General features: G+C 72.6%; 21 protein-coding genes and 1 tRNA gene. 9 read left to right on the top strand and 13 right to left on the bottom strand.

What is annotated here, in order from left to right; genetic code table 11:
• The 4 genes from H8B08_RS06770 to hemC form a co-directional block, all read right to left on the bottom strand.
• On the bottom strand, positions 1 to 1,515 hold a 1,515-nt coding region (locus H8B08_RS06770), incomplete at its 3' end, for a heme biosynthesis HemY N-terminal domain-containing protein (RefSeq protein ID WP_187449452.1).
• Positions 1,512 to 2,405 carry a COG4223 family protein gene (locus H8B08_RS06775; RefSeq protein WP_187449453.1) on the bottom strand — a complete coding sequence of 298 codons (894 nt, stop codon included), beginning with the start codon at positions 2,403 to 2,405 and terminating at the stop codon, positions 1,512 to 1,514. The genes H8B08_RS06775 and H8B08_RS06770, both read right to left, overlap by 4 nt.
• Positions 2,402 to 3,103 (bottom strand): uroporphyrinogen-III synthase, encoded by a 702-nt coding sequence (locus tag H8B08_RS06780; protein WP_187449454.1) that lies wholly within the window; start codon positions 3,101 to 3,103, stop codon positions 2,402 to 2,404. Before H8B08_RS06780 ends, H8B08_RS06775 begins: the two co-directional genes overlap by 4 nt.
• Positions 3,100 to 4,041 carry a hydroxymethylbilane synthase gene (gene hemC / locus H8B08_RS06785; RefSeq protein ID WP_187449658.1) on the bottom strand — a complete coding sequence of 314 codons (942 nt, stop codon included), beginning with the start codon at positions 4,039 to 4,041 and terminating at the stop codon, positions 3,100 to 3,102. Before hemC ends, H8B08_RS06780 begins: the two co-directional genes overlap by 4 nt.
• A gap of 114 nt (positions 4,042 to 4,155) precedes the next feature.
• Here hemC and tsaD point away from each other — a divergent pair, with 114 nt between their 5' ends.
• The 3 genes from tsaD to H8B08_RS06800 are packed head-to-tail and all read left to right on the top strand — an operon-like array spanning position 4,156 to position 6,669.
• Positions 4,156 to 5,244 carry a tRNA (adenosine(37)-N6)-threonylcarbamoyltransferase complex transferase subunit TsaD gene (gene tsaD, locus H8B08_RS06790; RefSeq protein ID WP_187449455.1) on the top strand — a complete coding sequence of 363 codons (1,089 nt, stop codon included), beginning with the start codon at positions 4,156 to 4,158 and terminating at the stop codon, positions 5,242 to 5,244.
• The gene (locus H8B08_RS06795) at positions 5,241 to 6,239 is read left to right on the top strand and encodes an NAD(P)H-dependent glycerol-3-phosphate dehydrogenase (RefSeq protein WP_187449456.1); all 999 of its coding nucleotides are present in this window, start codon (positions 5,241 to 5,243) and stop codon (positions 6,237 to 6,239) included. The genes tsaD and H8B08_RS06795 overlap by 4 nt, the downstream gene beginning before the upstream one ends.
• 37 nt (positions 6,240 to 6,276) lie before the next feature.
• Positions 6,277 to 6,669: a Rieske (2Fe-2S) protein gene (locus H8B08_RS06800; RefSeq protein ID WP_370545420.1), complete on the top strand. Its 393-nt coding sequence runs from the start codon at positions 6,277 to 6,279 to the stop codon at positions 6,667 to 6,669.
• On the opposite strand, the gene H8B08_RS06805 is transcribed toward H8B08_RS06800, so the two are convergent.
• From H8B08_RS06805 to H8B08_RS06815, 3 genes are all read right to left on the bottom strand, one after another.
• Positions 6,670 to 7,329, bottom strand: coding sequence for a glutathione S-transferase family protein (locus H8B08_RS06805; protein ID WP_187449457.1), 660 nt, complete (start codon positions 7,327 to 7,329; stop codon positions 6,670 to 6,672).
• 77 nt (positions 7,330 to 7,406) lie between these two features.
• Entirely contained in the window at positions 7,407 to 8,441 is a 1,035-nt protein-coding gene (locus tag H8B08_RS06810) for an AbrB family transcriptional regulator (RefSeq protein ID WP_255500719.1), read from the bottom strand.
• Positions 8,438 to 9,187 (bottom strand): creatininase family protein, encoded by a 750-nt coding sequence (locus H8B08_RS06815; RefSeq protein ID WP_187449459.1) that lies wholly within the window; start codon positions 9,185 to 9,187, stop codon positions 8,438 to 8,440. Before H8B08_RS06815 ends, H8B08_RS06810 begins: the two co-directional genes overlap by 4 nt.
• A 111-nt stretch (positions 9,188 to 9,298) precedes the next feature.
• Between H8B08_RS06815 and acs the strand changes: the two genes are divergently transcribed.
• On the top strand, positions 9,299 to 11,236 hold the full coding sequence (gene acs / locus H8B08_RS06820; protein WP_187449660.1) for an acetate--CoA ligase: 1,938 nt from the start codon (positions 9,299 to 9,301) through the stop codon (positions 11,234 to 11,236).
• 68 nt (positions 11,237 to 11,304) lie between these two features.
• Here acs and H8B08_RS06825 read toward each other — a convergent pair whose 3' ends face one another.
• The 6 genes from H8B08_RS06825 to H8B08_RS06850 form a co-directional block, all read right to left on the bottom strand.
• A complete protein-coding gene (locus H8B08_RS06825) occupies positions 11,305 to 12,054 on the bottom strand; it encodes an outer membrane beta-barrel protein (protein WP_187449460.1) in 750 nt (249 codons plus the stop codon).
• Between the two features lie 333 nt (positions 12,055 to 12,387).
• Entirely contained in the window at positions 12,388 to 13,731 is a 1,344-nt protein-coding gene (locus H8B08_RS06830) for an amidohydrolase family protein (protein WP_187449461.1), read from the bottom strand.
• Positions 13,731 to 15,170 (bottom strand): amidohydrolase, encoded by a 1,440-nt coding sequence (locus tag H8B08_RS06835; RefSeq protein WP_187449462.1) that lies wholly within the window; start codon positions 15,168 to 15,170, stop codon positions 13,731 to 13,733. Before H8B08_RS06835 ends, H8B08_RS06830 begins: the two co-directional genes overlap by 1 nt.
• An 89-nt stretch (positions 15,171 to 15,259) precedes the next feature.
• On the bottom strand, positions 15,260 to 16,975 hold the full coding sequence (locus H8B08_RS06840) for a ShlB/FhaC/HecB family hemolysin secretion/activation protein (RefSeq protein WP_187449463.1): 1,716 nt from the start codon (positions 16,973 to 16,975) through the stop codon (positions 15,260 to 15,262).
• Positions 16,976 to 17,028: 53 nt separating this feature from the next.
• Positions 17,029 to 17,331 (bottom strand): DUF167 family protein, encoded by a 303-nt coding sequence (locus H8B08_RS06845; protein ID WP_187449464.1) that lies wholly within the window; start codon positions 17,329 to 17,331, stop codon positions 17,029 to 17,031.
• Positions 17,332 to 17,336: 5 nt separating this feature from the next.
• Positions 17,337 to 17,642: a YggT family protein gene (locus tag H8B08_RS06850; RefSeq protein WP_187449465.1), complete on the bottom strand. Its 306-nt coding sequence runs from the start codon at positions 17,640 to 17,642 to the stop codon at positions 17,337 to 17,339.
• A 149-nt stretch (positions 17,643 to 17,791) separates the two neighbouring features.
• Between H8B08_RS06850 and H8B08_RS06855 the strand changes: the two genes are divergently transcribed.
• From H8B08_RS06855 to H8B08_RS06875, 5 genes are all read left to right on the top strand, one after another.
• Positions 17,792 to 17,867: transfer RNA gene (locus H8B08_RS06855), tRNA-Ala, on the top strand.
• Between the two features lie 153 nt (positions 17,868 to 18,020).
• Complete coding sequence (locus tag H8B08_RS06860; RefSeq protein WP_187449466.1) at positions 18,021 to 19,373, top strand: sulfotransferase; 1,353 nt, start codon at positions 18,021 to 18,023, stop codon at positions 19,371 to 19,373.
• Between the two features lie 50 nt (positions 19,374 to 19,423).
• On the top strand, positions 19,424 to 19,825 hold the full coding sequence (locus H8B08_RS06865) for a Tat pathway signal protein (RefSeq protein WP_187449467.1): 402 nt from the start codon (positions 19,424 to 19,426) through the stop codon (positions 19,823 to 19,825).
• 36 nt (positions 19,826 to 19,861) lie between these two features.
• Positions 19,862 to 20,722: a 16S rRNA (cytidine(1402)-2'-O)-methyltransferase gene (rsmI, locus tag H8B08_RS06870; RefSeq protein ID WP_187449468.1), complete on the top strand. Its 861-nt coding sequence runs from the start codon at positions 19,862 to 19,864 to the stop codon at positions 20,720 to 20,722.
• Positions 20,719 to 21,135, top strand: a complete 417-nt coding sequence (locus H8B08_RS06875) for a YraN family protein (protein WP_370545423.1) — start codon at positions 20,719 to 20,721, stop codon at positions 21,133 to 21,135. The genes rsmI and H8B08_RS06875 overlap by 4 nt, the downstream gene beginning before the upstream one ends.
• Positions 21,136 to 21,157 lie beyond the last annotated feature (22 nt).

The raw sequence follows: 21,157 nt of genomic DNA on the forward strand, positions 1-21,157 counted from the left end.
GCGGCGGGCCGGGGCGCGGGGGCGCGGCTGGGCCGGCTGGCCGCCCGGCTCGGGCTCGGGCGGGCCGGCCAGGGCGTCGTCGTAGAAGCCCGGATCGTCCGGCAGGTAGGCCGGGATCGCGCCGGTTTCGGCGGCCGAGACGAACGGGGCGCTGATCTCGTAGCGGGCCGGCAGTTCGGGCAGGTCGCTGAGCACGCGCTCGCGGCGCTCGAAGCGCGGGTGCACCAGCTCGCCGGTCTCCGCGAAGGTGGAGACCAGCCGGGTCCAGTCGGACTGGCCGTAGGCGAAGGCGCGGCCCTCGGGGTCGAGGTCGGACCAGTCGGGCTCCTGCGGCGCGGCCGAGCCGCGGGCGACCCAGGCGCGGGCCTCGTCGGACTGGCCGGACGCCCAGGCGGCGCGGGCGTGCAGGCCGCACAGGCGCGCGGTCGGCTTCTCGTCAGCCAGCGCGTCCATGGCGGCGGAGATGGCGACCGGATCGTGGGCGAGCAGGGCCACTTCCGCGGCCAGGATGCGGCCCTCGCGGTGCTCGCGGTTGCGGTTGACCAGCTTCTGAAGGCGCTTGGCGCGCTCGCGCGGGGTCTCGTCTTCGCGCAGGTCGCGATAGGCCAGCCACAGGGCCGGGTGCGGGGCGGCGGCGAAGGCGTTCTCCAGCACGTCCTCGGCCTTGCCGATCTTGCCGGCGTCGGCCAGCAGGCGCGCGGCGATCACCGCGCCCGGCGCGAAGCCGGGGTGCAGCTTGGCGGCGCGGGCGGCGTAGTCGACGGCCTGGTCGCGCAGCTTCGGATCGGCGGCGGTCTCCAGGCTGGCGGCCGAGGCGGCCAGCAGGGCGGCGCGGGCGCGCTCGGCCACCGCCGGGGTGAGGATCTTGCGCGACAGGCCGCCCTCGACCAGGTCCAGCGCCTCGGCCCATTCGCCGTGTTGCAGCTTGGCCTCGAACAGGGCCCGCCAGGCCCAGCGCGCGGTCTTGGCCAGGTTGTAGGCCAGGCCGGCCTGCTTCACCGCCTCGAGGGTGTCGCCCTGGGCGATGGCGACCTTCATCAGGCCCCGGTGGCCGGCCAGGCGCATCTCCGGGAAGCCCAGCATGGCGGCGTAGGCCGACTGGGCGGTCGGCAGGTCGCCGGCCAGCTCCGCCGCCTGGGCGGCCAGCACGCGGGTCAGGGCGGAATTCTCTTCGCCGAGGTCGGCGGCCTTGGCGGCCAGGCGGCGGGCCTCAGGGCCCTCGCCCGCGGCCAGCGCCAGGTAGCCGCGGCTGAGCGCCTCGGCGGTCTGGCGGCGGCGGTTCTCGGCGCGGGCGCGCTCGGCCCGGCGCGGGGCCTCGGCGATCCACAGACCGATGCGCCAGAAGGCGACCGCGATCAGAGACAGGACGCCGATCAGGATGGCGGCCATGGCGGCGGTGGTGTCCACCCGCCAGCCGCCCCAGATCAGGTGGGCCGAGCCGGGATCGCCGGCCACCGCGAAGGCGACGGCCAGAACGACCAGGACGAACAGGAAGACGAAAGCGGCGCGGATCACGCGGCGGCTCCGGAGGTGCGGGCGGCCAGTTCGCGCAGCGCGTCGGTGCGCAGGGCCGCGATGCGTTCTTCGATCTCGACCCGGTGACGGGCCTTCTCGGTCCAGGGGGCGATCGCCTTCTGGCCGGAGGCCGGCAGGCCCTTGAGCTCCTTCAGCGCGCCTTCCAGGTCGCCGTCGGCCACGTGGCGTTCGGCGCGCGCCAGCACGGCGTCGGCTTCGGCGCCGGTCAGGTCGTCGACCCGGCGCACGGTGATGATCGAGTTCAGCGCGCCCATGGCGCGGGCCAGGAAGCTGCCGCCGCCGGAGGTGCGCGAGGCGGCCGCGGCCCGGGCCGCGACGGTGGGGAATTCGGCGGCCAGGGCGGCGCGGGTCGGCGCGCCGGTCTCGGCCAACGGGCGCAGGCGGGCCAGGGCCGGCGACTCCGGCGTGAGCCGCTCCAGGGTGGCCAGCTCGGCCGAGAACGGGCCGGACTCTTCGGCCGCGTCGGCCAGGGCGCCGGCGGCGATGGCGGCGGCGGCGGCGCGCACGGCGCGGCCCTGGCCTTCCTCCAGCCGGGTCAGGCGCTCCGACAGGGCTTGGGCGGTGGCGTCGTTCATGCCGCCCGCTGTCGGCGCGGCGGCGCGGGCGGCGGCCAGCTGGGCCTCCAGGTCGGCGATGCGGGCGCGCAGCTGGGCGTCGGTGGCGACGGCGGCGGGCGCTTCGGCGGCGGCCGGCTCGGTCGCGCGGTGCTTCTTCAGGCCCAGCCGCTCGGCGTTCAGGATCACGCCCAGGGCCACCGCGATCAGCAGCAGGGTGTAGGGCACGAAGAACCAGACCGCGTTCATCGGCCGCCGGGGCGGAAGCTCCGGCAGGTCGTTGGGCTCGACGGGTTCGACGACGGGCGAAGTCATGGGGTCTCGATCAGCGGCTCCGCCAACAACTTAAGCAAATGACCTTCGTCAGGGAACCGCGCCGCGTGCAGCTTTTTGAAGCCCCCCTCCGCCAGCGGTTCGGCGGCCGCGGGCGAGATGCAGGCGAAGCTCAGGTGGCCGGCCGCATCGGGGTCCAGGACCGCCGCGAGGCGACGCCCGGCCTTGGGCGAATGCACGAGGACGGCGTCCAGGGTGTCCAGCCGCGCCAGGGCGTCAGCCGGATCGGCGGCGGCGGTCTCGTAGAGGGCCACGGTCCGTAAGTTCACCCGCCCGGCCAGCAGGCCCGGCAGGTCGCCGGCCGGCTCCCGCGCACCGGCGTGCAGCACCGCGCCGTTCAGCGCCGGGACTTCCTCCGCCAGGAGGGCGGCGAGCGCGTTGACGTCGCCGTGGGCCGAGCGGACGTCGCCGAAGCCGGCCTCGCGGGCGGCCTGCGCGGTCGCGTCGCCGACGGTGAAGACGGGCAGGGCGCGCTCGGGGTTCAGGCGCGCGAAGGCGGCCACGCCGTTGCGGCTGGTGAAAGCCAGGGCGGCGACGCCGGAGAGCTCGATTTGCGGCTCCAGCTCGCGCACGGCCAGCACCGGCACGACCAGCGGGTCGTGGCCGAGCGCGGTCAGGCGCTGCGCCGTCTCGTCCGCGCCGGGCCGGGCGCGCGTGACCCAGACCCGCAGCGCGCTCACGCCACGATCAACCGGTCGCCGGCTTCGAGCCGGATCTGCCGGCCGAGGTCCAGGCCCAGCTCGCGGGCCTCGGCGTCGGAGGCGCTCGCACCGACCGAGCCTTCGCGGCGCCAGCGCACCGTTCCGTCGGCGGTCAGACCCTCGACGGTCATGACCAGCCGGTCGCCGACCAGGCGGGCGTGGGCGCCCACGGCGGTGCGGCAGGAGCCCTCCAGCGCCTCCAGGGCGCCGCGTTCAGCGGCGACGGCCAGCGCCGTCGGGGCGTGGTGCAGGGAGCGCAGCCAGGCGGCGTCGGCGTCGACCACGCGGCTCTGGATGGCCAGCGCGCCCTGGCCCGGCGCCGGCGGGGCGGCGACCGGATCGCGCAGGTCGCGCACCACGTCGGCCATGCCCAGCCGGTTCAGGCCGGCCTTGGCCAGCAGGATGGCGTCGCACTCGCCTTCGGCCAGCTTGCGCAGGCGGGTGTCGACATTGCCGCGCAGCATCAGGATCTCGAGGTCGGGCCGGTCGGCCAGGGTCTGGGCCTGCCGGCGCAGGGAGGCGGTGCCCAGCCGCGCGCCCTGCGGCAATTCGGCCAGCGAGCCCCACTGCAGGCTGACGAAGGCGTCGCGCGGGTCCTCGCGCTCGGGGATGGCGGCGATGGTCAGGCCGGCCGGCTGCTCGGCCGGGACGTCCTTCATCGAGTGGATCGCCACGTCGATCTCGCCGGCCAGCAGGGCCTCCTCGATCTCCTTGACGAACAGGGCCTTGCCGCCGGCCTCCAGCAGCCGCCGGTCCTGGATGCGGTCGCCGGTGGTGGTGATCAGCACCAGCGGCGCGACGCGGTCGGCGTCGGCCGGATCGGCGCCGAGCGCGGCCACGATGCGCGCCTGCATGTGGCGCGTCTGGGTCTGGGCGAGCTTGGAGGCGCGGGTGCCGATGCGGACGGGCGGTTGCATGGTGGCCATGCGGCGGCTACCTCGGACAGGTACACGAGCGAGACAGCCAAATTCGTCGCGCTCTCAGGCTTTAAGTCCCGGCCGGACTACAGGAGCGCGGTCCCGCCCGCAATCATGGCGTCATCCCTCACCGTCCTCGGCATTGAAACCAGCTGCGACGAAACCGCCGCGGCCGTGGTGCGCCGCGCGCCCGACGGAGCGGTCGAGGTGCTGTCCTCGGTCGTCGCCAGCCAGATCCAGGAGCACGCGCCCTATGGCGGCGTGGTGCCGGAGATCGCCGCGCGCAGCCACGTCGAGGGCATCGACGGCATCGTCCGCGAGGCCATGCGCGAGGCCGGCGTCGGCTTCGACAGCCTGGACGGCGTGGCCGCCACCGCCGGCCCCGGCCTGGTCGGCGGGGTGATGGTCGGCCTATCGTTCGGCAAGGCGGTGGCGCTGGCCGCCGGCAAGCCGCTGGTCGCGGTCAACCACCTGGAGGGCCACGCCGTGTCGGCCCGGCTGGGCGCGAAGGCGGCCTATCCCTTCCTGCTGCTGCTGGTCTCGGGCGGCCATTGCCAGCTGCTCTCGGTCGAGGGCGTGGGCCTGTGCAAGCGCTACGGTTCGACCATCGACGACGCGGCCGGCGAGGCCTTCGACAAGATCGCCAAGGCGCTGGGCCTGCCCTATCCGGGCGGGCCGCACCTGGAGCGGCTGGCCGAGGGCGGCGACCCCAGCCGCTTCCCGCTGCCCCGCGCCCTGCTGGGCCACCAGGGCTGCGACTTCTCCTTCTCCGGGCTGAAGACCGCCGCCGCGCGCGTCGCCCAGGCCGCGGTGAAGACCGACCAGGACCGCGCCGACCTGTGCGCCTCGGTCCAGGCGGCGATCGCGCGCCAGCTGGCCGAGCGCAGCGACCGGGCCATGGCCCGCTACGCCGCCCATCACCCGCACCGCCTGTTCGTGGTGGCCGGCGGGGTGGCGGCCAACCGGACCGTCCGGCGGGTGCTGGAGGAGACGGCCGCGGCGCGCGGCTTCGCCTTCGTGGCCCCGCCGCTGAAGTACTGCACCGACAACGCCGCCATGATCGCCCTCGCGGGCGCGGAGCGGCTGGCGGAGGGCCTGGTCTCGGGGCTCGACGTCGCGGCGCGACCGCGCTGGCCGCTGGACGAAGCGGCGGCGCTGGCCGATCCGACCCATAAACCGGGACGCAAGGGGGCGAAGGCGTGAACGGATTCAAGAGCGTGGGCGTGATCGGCGCGGGCGCGTGGGGCACGGCCCTGGCGCAGGCGACGGTCCGGGCCGGTCTGAAGACCCTCCTGTGGGCGCGCGAGCCCGAGGTGGTCGAGGCTGTGCGGGCGACCGGCGAGAACACGCCCTTCCTGCCCGGCGTGAAGCTGGATCCGGCGATCACGGTGACCGGCGACATGGCCGACCTCTCCGCCTGCGACCTGATCCTGGCGGTGCCGCCGGCCCAGCACATGCGCTCGACGCTCGCCGCCTTCGCGGGCTACGTCCGCGACGGCCTGCCGATCGTGCTGTGCGCCAAGGGCGTGGAGCGCGGCACGCTGAAGCTGATGACCGACGTGCTGGCCGAGACCCTGCCGCAGGCGAGGCCGGCGGTGCTGTCCGGCCCGAGCTTCGCGGCCGAGGTGGCGCGCGGCATGCCGTGCGCCGTGACGCTCGCCTGCGCCGATCCGGAGCTGGGCCAGGAGCTGGTGCAGGCGATCGCCTCGCCGAGCTTCCGCCCCTACTGGGTGGACGACATGATCGGGGCCGAGGCCGGCGGCGCGCTGAAGAACGTGCTGGCGGTGGGCGCCGGCATCGTCGAGGGCCGGGGTCTGGGCCGCAGCGCCCACGCCGCCCTGATCACCCGCGGTTTCGCCGAGATGACCCGCTACGCCGTGGCGCTGGGCGCCAAGCCCGACACCGTGGCCGGCCTGTGCGGCCTGGGCGACCTGGTGCTGACCTGCTCGTCCCCGCAGTCGCGCAACATGAGCGTGGGCCTCGCTTTGGGTCAGGGCCAGACCCTGGCCGAGGCCCTGACCGGCAAGCGCTCGGTCGCCGAGGGCGTGGAGTCCGCGCCGGCCGTGCGCCAGCTGGCCGCGCGCCTGGGCGTCGAGACCCCGATCTGCGAGGCGGTCGCCGCCGTCATCGCCGGCGAGATCGACGTCGACCGCGCCATCGAGGGCCTGATGACCCGCCCGCTGAAGGCGGAGCGGTAGGGGGGGCGAGGGCGGGCCCGCTCGTACGGAGTTAGGCGTGGAAGGTTCAGGCGAAATCGACGAGGGCGCGGAGCGCAAGCGGGTGTGGGAGACCCCCGCCGGCGTGCCGCTGTGCACGCTGGACAGCCTGGCCGATCCGGGCGCGCGCAACTTCGTGCTGCAGATCCGCGACGCCTACTTCCACGGCTTCGTGGTCAGGAAGGGCGAGCAGGTCTACGGCTATGTCGACCGCTGCCCGCATGCCGGCCTGCCGCTGGCCCAGGAGTTGGACAAATACCTGACCAGCCGCGGCGACCTAATCATGTGCTCCTGGCACGGCGCCCTGTTCGAGATCGAGGACGGCCTGTGCGTGGGCGGGCCCTGCGGCGGCCAGAGGCTGCGCCCCTGGCCGGTCAAGGTTGATCAACTGGGCGTGGTCAGGACCGCCTGATTACGCCGGCTGGGCGGCGCCCTTCAGCAAGGCGCACCAGCCGTTGAAGGCGCCGTTGGCCTCGGCCCAGGACGGGCGGGCCTGCACGGCGGCCAGCCAGCGGCGCACGTTCGGATAGGGCGTCAGGTCGAAGTCGGTCATCTCGCTGAGCGAGACCAGGGCGGCGCCGAAGAAGTCGGCGATGGTCGGCTGATCGCCCGCCACCCAGGTGCCGTCGCCGATCATGTGGTCGTTCAGCACCTTGAGGCGCGCGTTGGCCTTGTCGGTGTGCCAGGCCAGCAGGTCGGCGGTCTTGTGCGCCGGGAAGTGCGGCAGGACCTGCGGGTAGATCACGCCGTATCCGTGGTCGCGGTAGAAGCCGGTGTTGAACCAGTCGAGCGCGGCGTCGACGCGGGCGCGGGCCTTGGGCTCGGTCGGATAGGCCGGCGAGCCGGCGACGGTCGCCAGATACCGCAGGATGGCGGCGGACTCGGGGATGCGCAGGTCGCCGTCCTCGAAGGCCGGCACCGCGCCGTTCGGGTTCACGGCGAGGAACGCCGGGCTCTTGTGCTCGCCCTTCATCATGTCGACCGGGACCAGTTCGACCGGCAGATCGTGCTCGAGCAGGAACTGGACGATCGGACGGCACACGGTCGAGGCGGCGGCGTAGTAGAGCTTCATCGGGCGGCGCTCCGCTGGGGTTGTGGCGAAGCTGTAGGGCGGGGCGCGGCGGCGCACAATCCGTAAGAACGTCCGCCTCAGGCCGCCTTGGGCCGCAGCTTCTGGGCCAGCCAGGGCAGGGCGCCGATCAGGCCCAGGAAGCGGGTGGTGTGGTGAGCGGCGACGTAGGCGGGGTTGGCGTTCAGCGCCACCGCGATGGCCACCATGACGTCGAGGCTGCCCGGCGCGAAGGCCAGCATGCCGGCGGCCAGCCCGACCCCGGTCATGTGTCCGGCCAGCCAGCCGGCCGACAGGCCCACCAGCGCCATCACGCCCAGCGCCGCCAGGCTGACCGGAAGAAAGCGCATCAGAGCGCCCGGCGAGACCCCGCGGAAGCGCGTGCCGACCAGGGCGCCCAGGCCGGCGCCGGCGAGCGTCACCATCAGATGGGGCATGGCGATCCCCACCGCGCCGGTGAGGTGGACCAGGCCGCTGCCGGCCATCGGCCCGAGGAAGGCGGCGCTGGGCCACTTCAGGCGCGCGGCCGCCAGCCAGCCCAGGGCGGAGGCGGCGATCAGCAGGCCCCAGCCGGCCAGGCCGGTGAGACCGCCCTCGGGGGGCGTCGGCGGCACGAAGGTGTGCGCGCCGGCCAGCGCGAAGGGGGCGACGCAGGCGAGCGCCAGCAGGCGCAGGCTCTGGGCCACGGCGACCCGGCTCATGTCCGCGCCGTCGGCCTGGGCGAGCGCCAGGACCGCCGAGAGCGCGCCGGGCGCGGAGGCGTAGAAGGCGGTGGCGGTGTCGCAGCGGCCGAGACGGCGGAACACCAGGAAGCCGGCGCCGCACAGGACGGTGGTGGCGACGGCCAGCAGCGCGATGCTGAGCGGCCAGGTGCCGGCCGCCTTCAGGGCTTCGGGCGTGATCGAGGCGCCTGTGGCGACGCCCATCAGGGCCAGCAGGCCGGCGTAGACCCTGGGTGGGGCGGTCATCGGCCGGCCGAGCAGGCTGGCCGCGGCCGTGCCGACCATGGCGCCCACGAGGGCGCCGGCCGGCACGTGCAGGAACAGCAGCAGACACGCGCCGCCGGCCGCCCAGACGATCGTCTCGGCGAAGCCGGCGGCGTCGGTTCGGCTCAGGGCTGGACCTCGCCGGTGAAGGCGGCGATGTCCTTCAGCAGGCTTTCGACGGCCAGGTCGATCAACTGTTGACCCTTCTCCGGGCTGGCCTGGGCCGGGTCAGACCCGATGCGGCCGTCGGGGAAGCGGGCGCGGTAGTCCAGCGCGTCGCGGATCGGGCCGGTCGGCGCGATCTGCGGGCTGTAGTCGGCGGTCTTGATGCGGTCCGGATAGGCGGCCTGGGTGACCGCGATCTCCGACGGGGTGGCGTGGCTGCCGTGGCCGGTCGGGAAGATCTTGAAGGCCAGCTTGTCGACGCCTTCCAGGTCCCACCAGTTCTTCAGCTTCAGGATGAAGGGCGTGCGCTCCTCGGCGAACGACCAGTCGGCGTAGATCTCGCTGAAGGTGGCCTCGATGGTGGCGACGTTGCCGCCATGGCCGTTCAGGAAATAGATCCGTTCGAAGCCGTGGCGGGTCAGCGACGACACCCAGTCCGAGATCGCCGCCATGAAGGTCGACGGGCGCAGGCTGATGGTGCCCGGGAAGGCCAGGTGGTGCTGGGCCATGCCGATGTTGAAGGTCGGCGCGACCAGCAGATTCGCATCAACCTTTTCGGCCGCATGCGCGATGATTTCCGGGCACAGCCAGTCGGTGCCGAGCAGGCCGGTCGGACCGTGCTGCTCGTTGGAGCCGATCGGCACCACGACGGTCTTGGAGCGGCCCAGCTGGGCTTCGATTTCCGGCCAGGTCGAAAGCGCGAGCAACATGCGAAAAACTCCGTGCGGGCTTGAGCCCCGGCGTAACGAGGGTCCAAAGTCGCGCTTCGCATACCCGCCGCGGCATAAGCGGCACAACGAGAAAAAGGCGAGGGCGTGAAAGTGTCCCAGGACCAGAGCATTCCGGTGCCCGCCGCATGGGCCAAGGGCGCGCGCGTCGCCGCCGCTGGCTACGAAGCCGCCTTACAGCGCGTCGAGCATGAGCCCGAAGCCTACTGGCGCGAGCTGGCGGGCCGGCTGGACTGGATCAAGCCGTTCTCGACGGTGAAGGACGTCAGCTTCGACCTGAACGATTTCCGCATCCGCTGGTACGCCGACGGGGTGCTGAACGCGGCGGCCAACTGCGTCGACCGGCATCTGGCCGAGCGCGGCGACCAGGTGGCGATCATCTGGGAAGGCGACGATCCGGCCGCCTCGCGCAAGATCACCTATCGCGAGCTGCACGCCGAAGTCTGCCGCATGGCCAACGTGCTGAAGGCGCACAAGGTCAAGAAGGGCGACCGCGTCACCATCTATCTGCCGATGATCCCCGAGGCCGCGTACGCCATGCTGGCCTGCGCGCGGATCGGTGCGGTGCACTCGGTGGTGTTCGCCGGCTTCTCGCCGGACAGCCTGGCCGGGCGCATCCAGGACTGCGAGTCCGAGGTGGTGATCACCGCCGACGAGGGCATGCGCGGCGGCAAGCGGGTGCCGCTGAAGCTCAACGTCGACTCCGCGCTTGAGCTGGCCCCGGGCGTGCGCTCTGTGCTGGTCGTGGCGCGCACGGGCGCCGACGTGCCGATGGTCGAGGGTCGCGACCACGACTACGCGGTCGAGCGCGCCAAGGTCTCGGCCGACTGCCCGGCCGAGCCGATGGGGGCGGAGGATCCGCTGTTCATCCTCTACACCTCCGGCTCGACGGGTAAGCCGAAGGGCGTGCTGCACACTACCGGCGGCTATCTGGCCTGGGCGGCGTGGACCCACGAGGCGGTGTTCGACTACCGGCCGGGCGAGGTCTACTGGTGCACGGCCGACGTGGGCTGGGTCACCGGCCACAGCTACATCGTCTACGGTCCGCTCGCGAACGGCGCGACCACCCTGATGTTCGAGGGGGTGCCGAACTATCCCTGCAACAGTCGCTTCTGGCAGGTGATCGACAAGCACCAGGTGTCGATCTTCTACACCGCGCCGACCGCCATCCGCGCCCTGATGCGCGACGGCGAGGCCCCGGTCGAGCGCACTTCGCGCAAGTCGCTGCGCCTGCTGGGCTCGGTCGGCGAACCGATCAATCCGGAGGCCTGGCTCTGGTACTGGCGGGTGGTCGGCGAGAAGCGCTGCCCGATCGTCGACACCTGGTGGCAGACCGAGACCGGCGGCATCCTGATCTCGCCCCTGCCGGGCGCGACCGCCCTGAAGCCGGGCTCGGCCACCAAGCCGTTGCCGGGCGTGAAGCCCCAGCTGGTCGACGCCGACGGCAAGCCCCTGGAGGGCGCGACCGAGGGCAACCTCTGCCTGACCGACAGCTGGCCCGGCCAGATGCGCACGGTCTACGGCGACCACGAGCGCTTCCTGCAGACCTACTTCTCGACCTATCCGGGCAAGTACTTCACCGGCGACGGCTGCCGCCGCGACGCCGACGGCTACTACTGGATCACCGGCCGCGTGGACGACGTGCTGAACGTCTCCGGCCACCGGCTGGGCACGGCCGAGGTGGAGAGCGCGCTCGTCGCCCACCCCAAGGTGGCCGAGGCCGCGGTGGTCGGCTTCCCGCACGACATCAAGGGCCAGGGCATCTGGTCCTACGTCACGCTCCGGGCCGGCGAGCACCCGACCGAGGAGCTGCGCAAGGAGATGGTCGCCTGGGTGCGCCGCGAGATCGGGCCGATCGCCACGCCCGACGTGATCCAGTGGGCGCCCGGCCTGCCGAAGACCCGCTCGGGCAAGATCATGCGCCGCATCCTGCGCAAGATCGCCGAGGGGGACACGGGCAATCTGGGCGACACCTCCACCCTGGCCGACCCGGCGGTGGTCGACGACCTGGTCGCCGGCCGCGGCAAGTAGCGCCGAAAAAGGCGAAGGCCCCGCGGCGTGCGCCGCGGGGCCGCCAATTCCTATCCTTCGGGCTCGACTTAGATCGCCGAGTTCAGGAAGGACGAGCCGGTCCGCATGGTCGGGCCGCTGCGATCGCGGTCCTTCAGCGTGCCGCCGCCGAAGTTCCAGCGCACCCCGATCTTCCACATGTCCGCTTCGTCGCCGACGATCGGGAAGAACGTGTCCGCCTCGTGGTTGGCGTAACCGGCGTAGAAGCTGACCGGCATGCTGTCCGGCTTGAACTCGCCGCCCACCGACCAGGTCGTGACGCTGCTGTCGTTGACGTCGGCGTAGTCGAAGCCGGCGCCGAGGGTGAAGTTGTCGGTGATGAACACCTTGGCGCCCAGCGAGCCGTCCCAGCCGTCGGCGTCGCTCGGCCCGGCCTCCAGGCTTTCATAGCCGATCGAACCGGAGATGGTGGCCCGGTCGAAGAAGGCCTTGCCTTCGATCCCCAGGCCGTAGACGGCGATGGTCTCGATGTCGCCGACGTTGAAATAGCCGCCGGCCGCGAACCGGTCGTCGCGATAGAAGGCGTGCACGGCGCCTTCGCTGTAGCTCACCGAGCTGCCGCCTTCACTGAGGCGGCTGAACTGGGCGTCCGCCTGGACGTTCCAGCCGCTGGCGCCGACTTCGGTCGACACGGCGCCGCCCAGCTGGATGCGGTCGAGGTCCGTGCCGAACCCGCCGACCTGGCCGTAGTTGAGATCGAGATAGCCGTCGGCGGCCATCGCGGGCGCCGCGAACGCCGCGGCGAGAACGAGCACGGACACCGAGAGAACTGACTTCATCGCCTTACTTCCCTTGGATGATGTGAGGGCGGCGCCGGTCGTTGCCGGACGCCGCCGTATGGACGCTCGGACACCCGCGGGTTGTAGGGCAAAGCTTCAAGCTCGACTGTGCCGTGAAAGCGACAGCCCGGCGCCGGGTTGGTTGCGTCGCCGTAAGCGCTTGAAGAGTCAGGAGGCGGCCGGCGAGGGGCGGCGAAAATCTCACAGGACCGTGGCGGCCCGGTCACGCTCAGAGCGCGATAGCTGAAGTGACCGCCGCTTTCAGCGGCGTGAAAAGCAAACGGCCCGGCGGTGGAGACCGCCGGGCCGTCGAAGTCAGGCTTATGCCCAGGCTTACTTGCTGTAGGCCGGCGGCATGGCGCCGGCCGACTTGTAGCGGTCGCGCAGCTGCAGGGCCCGCGAGGTGAGCGGCATCTGCTCGCCCTTCACGAACACGGCCTGAGGCTGGCTGAGCGGCTCCAGCGGGTCGCCGCTCCAGATCACCAGGTCGGCGTCCTTGCCGGCTTCCAGCGAACCGAAGCGGTCCGCCACGCCGAACACCTTGGCCGGGTTGATGGTCAGGGCCTTCAGCGCGCCGGCGTAGGACATGCCGTGGGCGACCGCGTTGCCGGCGTTGAAGCGGGCTTCGCGGGCACGGTGGGCGTTCTCCTCGTTGGCCTTGATCACCACGGTGACGCCGGCCTTCTCGAGGACGCCGGCGTTTTCCATGGTCGAGCCGAGCGTCTCGAAGTTGCCCGGCAGGTCGGCCAGCGGGTTGAGGATCACTGGCACGCCGGCGGCGGCGATCTGGTCGGCGACCTTCCAGGCCTCCTCGCCCCCGTCGATGATCAGCTTCAGGTTCTGCTGCTTGGCGAACCGCAGGGCCTGGCGGATGTCCGAGGCGCGGTGCACCGAGACCAGCAGGGGCATGCGCCCTTCGACCACCGGGATCAGGGCCTCCAGGTCGGCGCGCGACAGGTTCAGCTCGCGGGCCGAACCGGTGTCGAAGGCCGCCTTGTTGGCCATGTAGAAGCGGACGTCGTCGAGCGCCGTCTTGAGCAGCACGAACTCGGCGCCGCGCGCGCCGCCGGCCGCCCGGGCGCCCATTTCGCCCATTGGGGCGGTCATGGCGACCCTGGCCTTGGTCAGCATGTCGTCGTGCTGGCCGAGGTCGACGACCGCGGCCTGACCGGCGAACAGGCTCTTGGGCACGTCGTGGCCGTAGGCGCCGGCCGTGTCGTGCTCATGGCCGCCGTCGCCGCCGCCGCCGTAGGCCGGCACCACCACCGCGCGGGTGATGCCGCCGAGGCGGGCGACCGGCAGGAGGAAGGAGTCCGGATTCAGGCCGTACTGCACGTCGAAGGCGGCGGTCAGGCCGGGGGTGTTGGGCGACAGGTCGTCGCCCACCGAGGTGACCTCCATGGCGCCGAGCGCGCTGTCGGCGATCACGAAGCCCGGGGTGACGATCTGGCCCTGGGCGTCGATCACGCGCGCGCCGGCCGGAGCCGCCACGCCGGCGCCGACCGCGACGATCTTGCCGTCGCGGATGACCACGGTGCCGTTCTGGATTTCACCCGCCGGACCCATGGTCAGGACGCGGGCGTTGGTGACCGCGACGGTCTCGGCGCAGGCCGAGGACGCGGCGGCGGCGGCGAACGCCAGGACGGCGGCCGCAGCGAAGTTCTTGAGGCCGCGCATCAACGGATCTCCTGGCCGAGCTGGAAGTCGGACTTGGGCTGGAAGTTCGGGTCGTTGCGGTCGTAGGCGAGGCCGCCGTCGACGTAGACCTTCTCAGCCTTGGCGTAGATGCTGAACGGGTCGGCGCTCCAGACCACGACGTCGGCGCGCTTGCCGGCCTCGAGGGTGCCGGTTTCCTTCAGGATGCCGATCATCTTCGCGGGGTTGGCGGTGATCCACTTGATCGCCTCTTCCTCCGGGATGTCGATCCCGGCCCGGCGGCCGGCGCCCAGGGCCACGGCGGCTTCCTGGTTCAGGCGCTGGGTGAGGATGTCGTCGTCGGAGTGGATGACGGCGCAGGCGCCCGCCTTGGTGATCATGGCGGCGTTCTCTTCGATGCCGTCCAGGCTCTCCATCTTGAAGCCCCACCAGCCGGCCCAGGTGGCCGAGCAGATGTCTTCTTCACGCAGGCGGTCAGCGATCTTGTAGCTTTCCGAGGCGTGGTGGAAGGCGTTGATTTTGTAGCCGAATTCCTTCGACAGATCGATCATCATGGCCATTTCGTCGGCCCGGTAGCAGTGGTTCTGCACCGTGATCTCGCCCTTCAGCACGCCGGCCAGGGTGTCGAGCTGCAGGTCGCGCTTCGGCGGGCTCTTTTCCGTGCCGTTGCGGTAGTCGTCCCACTTGCGGGCGTAGTCGGCGGCGTTGATCCAGGCGGCGCGGTAGCCGGCCATGTTGCCCATGCCGGTGGCCGGCGACTGGTTGCGGCCGCCGTACACGCGCGACGGGTTCTCGCCGCAGGCCATCTTCAGGCCGTAGGGCGCGCCGGGGAACTTCATGCCCTGCATGGTCACCGACGGCACGTTGCGGATGGTCACCGAGCGGCCGCCGAACAGGTTGGCCGAGCCCGGGAGGATCTGCAGGGTGGTCACGCCGCCGGCGCGGGCGGCGTTGAAGCCCGGGTCCTGCGGCCACAGCGAGTGCTCGGACCACACCTGGGCGGTGTTGGGGCTGGTCGCCTCGTTGCCGTCCGACATGCCCTGCACGCCCGGCGACGGATAGACGCCGAGGTGCGAGTGCGCGTCGATCACGCCCGGGGTGACGTACTTGCCGCGGCCGTCGACCACGGCGTAGCCGGCCGGCGCGGCCAGGCCGGCTTCGATCTTCTCGAGCTTGCCGTCACGGAACAGCACGGTGCCGTTCTCGATCTTCGCGCCGGTCGCGGTCAGCACCGTCGCGCCCACGATGGCGGTCGGCTGGCCCGGCAGCGCCTTGTAGGTGCTCGGGAACGGATCCGGATTGGCCCAGGCGTCGAGGCCTTTGGGCATGGCTTTCGGTTCGGATTTCTTGGCGGTCTGGCTGGCGCCCTTGTCCGGGCCGCTGGTGGCGGCGCCGGTGGTGGCGCACCCGCTCAGGACCGCGGCCGCGACGAGCGCGACCACAGCCGTGCTGTGTTTCATTTAAATCTACCCTCCCGGTCCGTTTTCGGACTCAAGGGCGAATATGAACACCGCAAAGGCTTAGGAGGGAAGCCCTCTCTGTTGGGGGCTCACCAGTTGATTTCGTAGCCGGCGGAGATCCCCAGGTGCAGGCGCGGCCCGGACAGGTCGTCGGCCACGCCGCGGGTCTCGGCCAGCGGGTGGGCGTAGATCGCGTCCAGGTGGATGCGGTCGTTCCAGCTGAAGCGCAGGCCCGCGCCGCCGGTCACCGCGCTCTGCTCGCGCGCGCCCCAGGTCTTGTCCTCGTTCCAGGTCTCCGCCGCCTCGACGAAGGCCATGGGGCTGACGGTCCAGCGACCGCCCAGTCCGTGCGGCGCGCCGGTCAGTTCGACCGACGCGGCCACGCCGCGGTCGCCGTAGAGCGCGCCGGGGTCCAGCCCGCGGCCGCCCTCCAGCCCGCCCCAGGTGAATTCCTCGAAGGCTGTCAGCGGCGCGTCGGCCCACTGGCCCTTGGCCTGCACCGCCACCTGGCCGCGGCCCAGCGGGCGCGTGGCGGCGGCGTCGAAGCGCACGGACGTCGCCTGCGGGTCGGCTTCGGGGCGGCTAAGCAGGGCGTCGCCGGCGCGGCTGGCCCCGAACGCCTCCAGGCCCTTGCGAACCGTCAGGCCGGCCGAGCCGGAGACCTCGCCGGCCTGACCCTCGACCCGCACGCCGGCGTAGGCCACGCGCGAGCGGTCGCGCAGGGTCGCCGCGCCGGTCAGCAGTTCGGTGTCCTGGTTGACCGCCTCCAGGCCGACCCGGCCGGTGACCAGGCCGTCGGGGAGGGTCGCCAGCGGATGGTTCAGCTCGCCGCGGGCCAGCCTGGTCACGCCCACGGTGTCCTGGTTGGGCGGCCGCTCGTGCGGCTTCTGCTCGAACCAGGCCAGGTCGCCGCGCACGCCCAGGCCGCCCTCGGTCAGCAGGGCGTCGGAGGAGATCTGCGCGCCGCGCTGGCGGTCGGAGCCTACGCCGGAAAACACGCCCAGCACGGTCTTCTCGTTGAGCGGCGTCAGGCCGTGGACGATCAGGCTGGCGCCCGCGCTCCACTCGCCGACCGTGTCGGACGACGCGTTCTGGGCGCTGACGAACACCGCCGCCTTGGGGGGGACGATGGTCAGAACCAGGTCGACGGCCTCGGGATCGGCCGCGTTGGGCCGGGCCATCGGGCGCACGTTCCAGAAGCCGTAGCCGCGCGCCAGGGTCATGCCGCGGCGCAGGTCGGCCTGGCGCAGCGGCCGGCCCGGTTCGAGCGCGCCGAAGGCCTTGCGCACGAAGGCCTGGGCTTTCTCGTCCCCGCCCTCGACCACGACCTGGGCGACGCGGCCCTCGTTGACCCTCAGCGTCCAGGCGCCGTCGTCGGTGCGGGCCTGGGCGGTGGCGAAGGCGTAGCCGGCCTCGCGGTAACGGCAGGCGATCCGTTCGGCCAGGTTGAACATGGTCCCGTGGTCGACGGGGCGGCCCATGAGCGGCGCCCACTCGGCCTCCAGCACGGCCGGATCCATGGCGGTGACGCCTTCCAGCGCCACGTGCGCCAGCGGCGCGCCCTCGGCGCTCGCGGGCGAGACGACCGGCGCCACCGTGCACGGCGCGGCCCGGGTCTCGGGGATCTCGACGGGCGCGGGCTGCGGGACGCGCAGCACTTCCGAGCGGGTCGGCGGCGGAGTCTGGGCGTGGACGGGCAGGGCGGCCAGCGGCCCCAGCGCCAGGGCCAGGGGCGCGGCGCGGCCCAGCTTGGAACGCAGGGCGAGGGGCAGGGTCGGGCCGGAGGCGGCCGGACGAATCGGCATCAACGCGCCTCCGGGCACGAACTTTACTGACGAGCGGCTACGCCTAGCAGGATTCAGCGAGCGCCGGATTGCGACCAAGCGTCCGGGGTTCCGAAGGCGGCGTGCAGCGCCGCTTCGTCCAGGCCGGCGATCTCGACCTGCTTCAGCCGCTGGGTCGCGCCGCGCTCGACCTTCACCCCCGATTTCGACAGGCCGAGCGCCTTGGCCAGCAGGGCTTCGAGCGCGGCGTTGGCCTCGCCCTCGACGGGCGCGGCGCGCACGCGGACCTTCAGGAACAGGCGCCCGGCGTCGTCACGGTCCCAGCCGTCCACCCGGTCGGCCCCGCCGCGCGGGGTCAGGCGCACGGCCAGGCGCACGGGCTTCAGCCCAGCGCGCTGACCAGGATCGGCGCGAGCGTGTTGTGCACCACGATGCCCAGGAACTGCAGCGCCAGCAGCAGGATCACCGGGCTGACGTCGATGCCGCCCAGCAGCGGCACGATCTTGCGAATCGGCTTGAGCAGCGGGTCGGCCACCGCCTCGAGGAAGCGCCCGACCTGGTAGACGAAGGCGTTGCGCGGGTTCACCACGTTGAAGGCGATCAGCCAGCTCAGCAGCGCCCAGGCGATCACCACGACGTTCACGAAGAAGATGGCCGTATCAATCAGCCAAATAATAGCGGTGCCCATGGGTGTGATCGCGAGTCCTTCGGGGGGAAAGCGCAAATGTGGTGCTTCCGACCCCCGGCTTGTAGGGCGCCGCTCCGGTAGCGACAAGGCGAGCTTCCGGAGCGCCTTGACACCCCCCGTCTCGGGTCTTTATGTGCCGCCTCCCGTGCGGGGCCGTAGCTCAGTTGGTAGAGCGCCTCGTTCGCAATGAGGAGGTCAGGGGTTCGACTCCCCTCGGCTCCACCATCCTTTCAAGGATGGTCCTCGCACGGTTTTCCTTGGCGATCGAAATGACTGCAGGCCGCGCATCCTGACGCGTGCGCGCGGTTGCGCGCGCAGGGCGCTTCGGCGCAAGTTGCGGCCGGGACTGAAGTAATTGCTTCGAGTGCGGGGGGCCGCGTGCAGATCCAGGACAACCTGACGCGTATCGTGGGGCGCCAAGCCCTGGTTCGGGCGGCGGCCGACGAGATGGCGCGGCTGAACGCGCGCGATCCCAACGTGATGAACCGGATCGGCACCGCCTACAGCCAGATCGGCGCCCACGACACCGCCCTGCCGTTCTACCGGGCGGCGGCCGAGCTGGCCCCGCGCCACGCCGCCAGCTTCTACAATCTGGGTTCGGCCCAGCAGTTCACCGGCGACTTCGCCGGCGCGCGCGCGTCCTTCCTGCGGGCGGTGACGATCGATGCGAACCTGTACCAGGCGTGGCTGTCGCTGGTGCAGTTGCGCCGCCAGAGCGTCGACGACAATCACCTGGAGCGCCTGGAAGCCCTGTTCGCCGGGCCTGACGACGCCGACGGCGACCGCTCGCTGCACCTGGGCCACGCCCTGGCCAAGACCTTCGAGGACCTGGGCGACGAGCGCGCCGCGTTCGGGTGGCTGGGCCGCGCCAAGGCGAAGCGCGGGCGCATGGCCGCCTACGACGCCGCGGGCGAGGCGGAGACCTTCGCCGCCGCCAGGGCGACCTGGGACGGCAAGCCCTCCGCCGGCTTCGGCTCGACCGAGCCGATCTTCGTGTTCGGCCTGCCGCGCACCGGCACCACCCTGGTCGATCGCATCCTGGCCGCCCACCCCGACGTGACCTCGGTCGGCGAGCTGGCGACCTTCCCGCCGCTGGTGGCGGCGCTGGCGGGCGGGGGCGGACGCATGCTCGACCCGGCCAACTTCGCGCGCGCGGCGGGGATCGACTTCGAGCAGCTGGGCCGGCTTTACATCGAGAGCGCCCGCCCGGCGGCCGGCGCGACGCCCCGCTTCGTCGACAAGACCCCGATCGACATCCTGTTCGCCGGCCTGATCCTGAAGGCCCTGCCGAACGCCCGGCTGGTCTGCCTGCGGCGCGATCCGATGGACAGCGTGCTGAGCTACTACCGGCAGATCTTCTTCAACCGCCGCCATCCCTATCCCAGCGTCTACGACCTGCGGAACGCCGCCCGCCACTATGCGCGCTTCCACCACCTGGCCGACCACTGGCGCGGCGTCCTGCCGGCCGACCGGTATCTGGAGCTGGGCTACGAGGCGCTGATCGCCGACCAGGCCGGGGAGACCCGCCGGCTGCTGGATTTCTGCGGCCTCGGCTGGGACGACCGCTGCCTGGAGTTCCACAAGGCCGAGGGCGTGGTGGCCACGCCCAGCGCCGTGCAGGTCCGCTCGCCGCTGCACCCCGGTTCGATCGGCCGCTGGCGCCGCTACGGCGAGCTGCTGGAGCCGGCGCTGGAGGTGCTGCGCGAGGAGGGCGTGGCGGTCGCCGCCTGAACCCGAGGTCGTAAACCCCGCGTCAATCTCCCGCCGTCACAGCATCCGCCATGCGCCGCCGCCTGCTGCTCGTCCTGCCCGCCCTGCTCGCCGCCCTGCCCGGGGCCGCGCGCGCGTCCGGGGCCAAGGACAAGAAGAAGGGCGGGGGCGAGAGCTTCGTCCAGCTGGCCGCCCTGACCGCCAACGTCATGCGGCCGGACGGCCGCCCGGCGATCTTCACGGTCGAGGCGGGGCTGGACGTGCCCGACCCCGGCCTGAAGGCCCGGGTCGAGGCGCTGACCCCGCGCCTGCGCGCCGGCTACATGGAAACCCTGCAGCAGTTCGCGACGGGCCTCGGCCGCGGCGCGGCGCCGGACGCCGACCGGCTGGCCCAGGCCCTGCAGGCCAGCACCGACCGCACCCTGGGCCGCAAGGGCGCGCGCCTGCTGCTCGGCACGGTGATGGTGCACTAGCCCGTTCCAGCGCGAGGCCTTAAGCCTTGCGCCGACATGACGACCTTCACCGCGCCGCCGCCCAAGCCCGTCACCCCGGGGCTCTACATCGTCGCCACCCCGATCGGGAACCTGCGCGACATGACCCTGCGGGCGCTGGACGTGCTGGCCGCCGCCGACCTGGTGCTGGCCGAGGACACCCGCGTCGCGGCCAAGCTGCTCACTGCCTACGGCCTGAAGAAGCCGCTGGAGCGCTACGACGACCACGTCGGCGACCGGGTGCGTCCGCGGGTGCTGGACGCCTTGGCCGAGGGCAAGATCGTCGCCCAGGTCTCCGACGCCGGCACGCCGCTGGTCTCCGACCCCGGCTACAAGCTGGTGCGCGCGGCCGTGGAGGCCGGGTTCAAGGTCCACCCGATCCCGGGCGCGTCGAGCGTGCTGGCCGCCCTGACCCTGGCCGGCCTGCCCAGCGACCGCTTCCTGTTCGCCGGCTTCGTGCCGGTGAAGTCTGGCGCGCGCCGGGCCATGTTCGAGGAGCTGGCCGCCAGCCGCGCCACCCTGATCTTCTTCGAGACCGGCCCGCGTCTGGCCGCCTCGCTGGCCGACATGGCCGCCGTGTTCGGCCCGCGCGAGGCGGCGGTCACGCGCGAGCTGACCAAACTCTACGAAGAGGCCGTGCGCGGCCCGCTGGACGTCCTCGCCGTCGACCCGCGCCTGCAGGAGCCCAAGGGCGAGATCGTCGTGGTGGTCGGGCCGGGCGCCGAGGAGGCCGCCACCCCGGCCGACGCCGACGCGGCCCTGAGCGAGGCGCTGGCCCGGCTGGGCCCGGCCGACGCGGCGGCCGAGGTCGCCAAGGCGCTGGGCCTGCCCCGGCGCGAGCTGTACCGCCGGGCGCTGGAACTGAAGGGGCGGGTGTGACCGCCGCCGACCGGCGTCTGCAGCGCCGCCACGTCCGCGCCGAGCGCGGCCGCCGGGGGCGCGAGCAGGGGCGTTTCGGCGAGGTGCTCGCCGCCCTGCTGCTGATGGCCAAGGGCTGGCAGATCTTGGGCTTTCGCCTGCGCACCCCGCAGGGCGAGATCGACCTGCTGGCCCGGCGCGGGCGGGTGCTGGCGGTGGTCGAGGTCAAGCGCCGCGCCACCCTGGAGCTGGCGTGCGAGGCGGTGGGCGAAGCGCAGCGGGAACGGCTGCTGCGCGCGGCCGAGGGGATCGTGCGGCGACGCCCGGCCCTGCGACATCACGACGTTCGAATCGACCTGATCGCGCTGGCGCCGGGTCGATTTCCGCGACATCTTAAGAGCGTGTTCACCAAGCCTGACCTTGCGCGCGGCTAGTCCGCGCCGCCCACGGCAGGGA

The sequence above is a fragment of the Caulobacter sp. 17J80-11 genome (assembly GCF_014349105.1).
In the GTDB taxonomy this organism is placed as follows: domain Bacteria; phylum Pseudomonadota; class Alphaproteobacteria; order Caulobacterales; family Caulobacteraceae; genus 17J80-11.

Bases quoted from the DNA above. Each gene is read 5' to 3' on its own strand.
- H8B08_RS06775 (WP_187449453.1), bottom strand. From the start codon at position 2,405: ATGACTTCGCCCGTCGTCGAACCCGTCGAGCCCAACGACCTGCCGGAG.
- hemC (WP_187449658.1), bottom strand. From the start codon at position 4,041: ATGCAACCGCCCGTCCGCATCGGCACCCGCGCCTCCAAGCTCGCCCAG.
- tsaD (WP_187449455.1), top strand. From the start codon at position 4,156: ATGGCGTCATCCCTCACCGTCCTCGGCATTGAAACCAGCTGCGACGAA.
- H8B08_RS06805 (WP_187449457.1), bottom strand. From the start codon at position 7,329: ATGAAGCTCTACTACGCCGCCGCCTCGACCGTGTGCCGTCCGATCGTC.
- H8B08_RS06815 (WP_187449459.1), bottom strand. From the start codon at position 9,187: ATGTTGCTCGCGCTTTCGACCTGGCCGGAAATCGAAGCCCAGCTGGGC.
- H8B08_RS06825 (WP_187449460.1), bottom strand. From the start codon at position 12,054: ATGAAGTCAGTTCTCTCGGTGTCCGTGCTCGTTCTCGCCGCGGCGTTC.
- H8B08_RS06830 (WP_187449461.1), bottom strand. From the start codon at position 13,731: ATGCGCGGCCTCAAGAACTTCGCTGCGGCCGCCGTCCTGGCGTTCGCC.
- H8B08_RS06835 (WP_187449462.1), bottom strand. From the start codon at position 15,170: ATGAAACACAGCACGGCTGTGGTCGCGCTCGTCGCGGCCGCGGTCCTG.
- H8B08_RS06840 (WP_187449463.1), bottom strand. From the start codon at position 16,975: ATGCCGATTCGTCCGGCCGCCTCCGGCCCGACCCTGCCCCTCGCCCTG.
- H8B08_RS06850 (WP_187449465.1), bottom strand. From the start codon at position 17,642: ATGGGCACCGCTATTATTTGGCTGATTGATACGGCCATCTTCTTCGTG.
- H8B08_RS06865 (WP_187449467.1), top strand. From the start codon at position 19,424: ATGCGCCGCCGCCTGCTGCTCGTCCTGCCCGCCCTGCTCGCCGCCCTG.
- rsmI (WP_187449468.1), top strand. From the start codon at position 19,862: ATGACGACCTTCACCGCGCCGCCGCCCAAGCCCGTCACCCCGGGGCTC.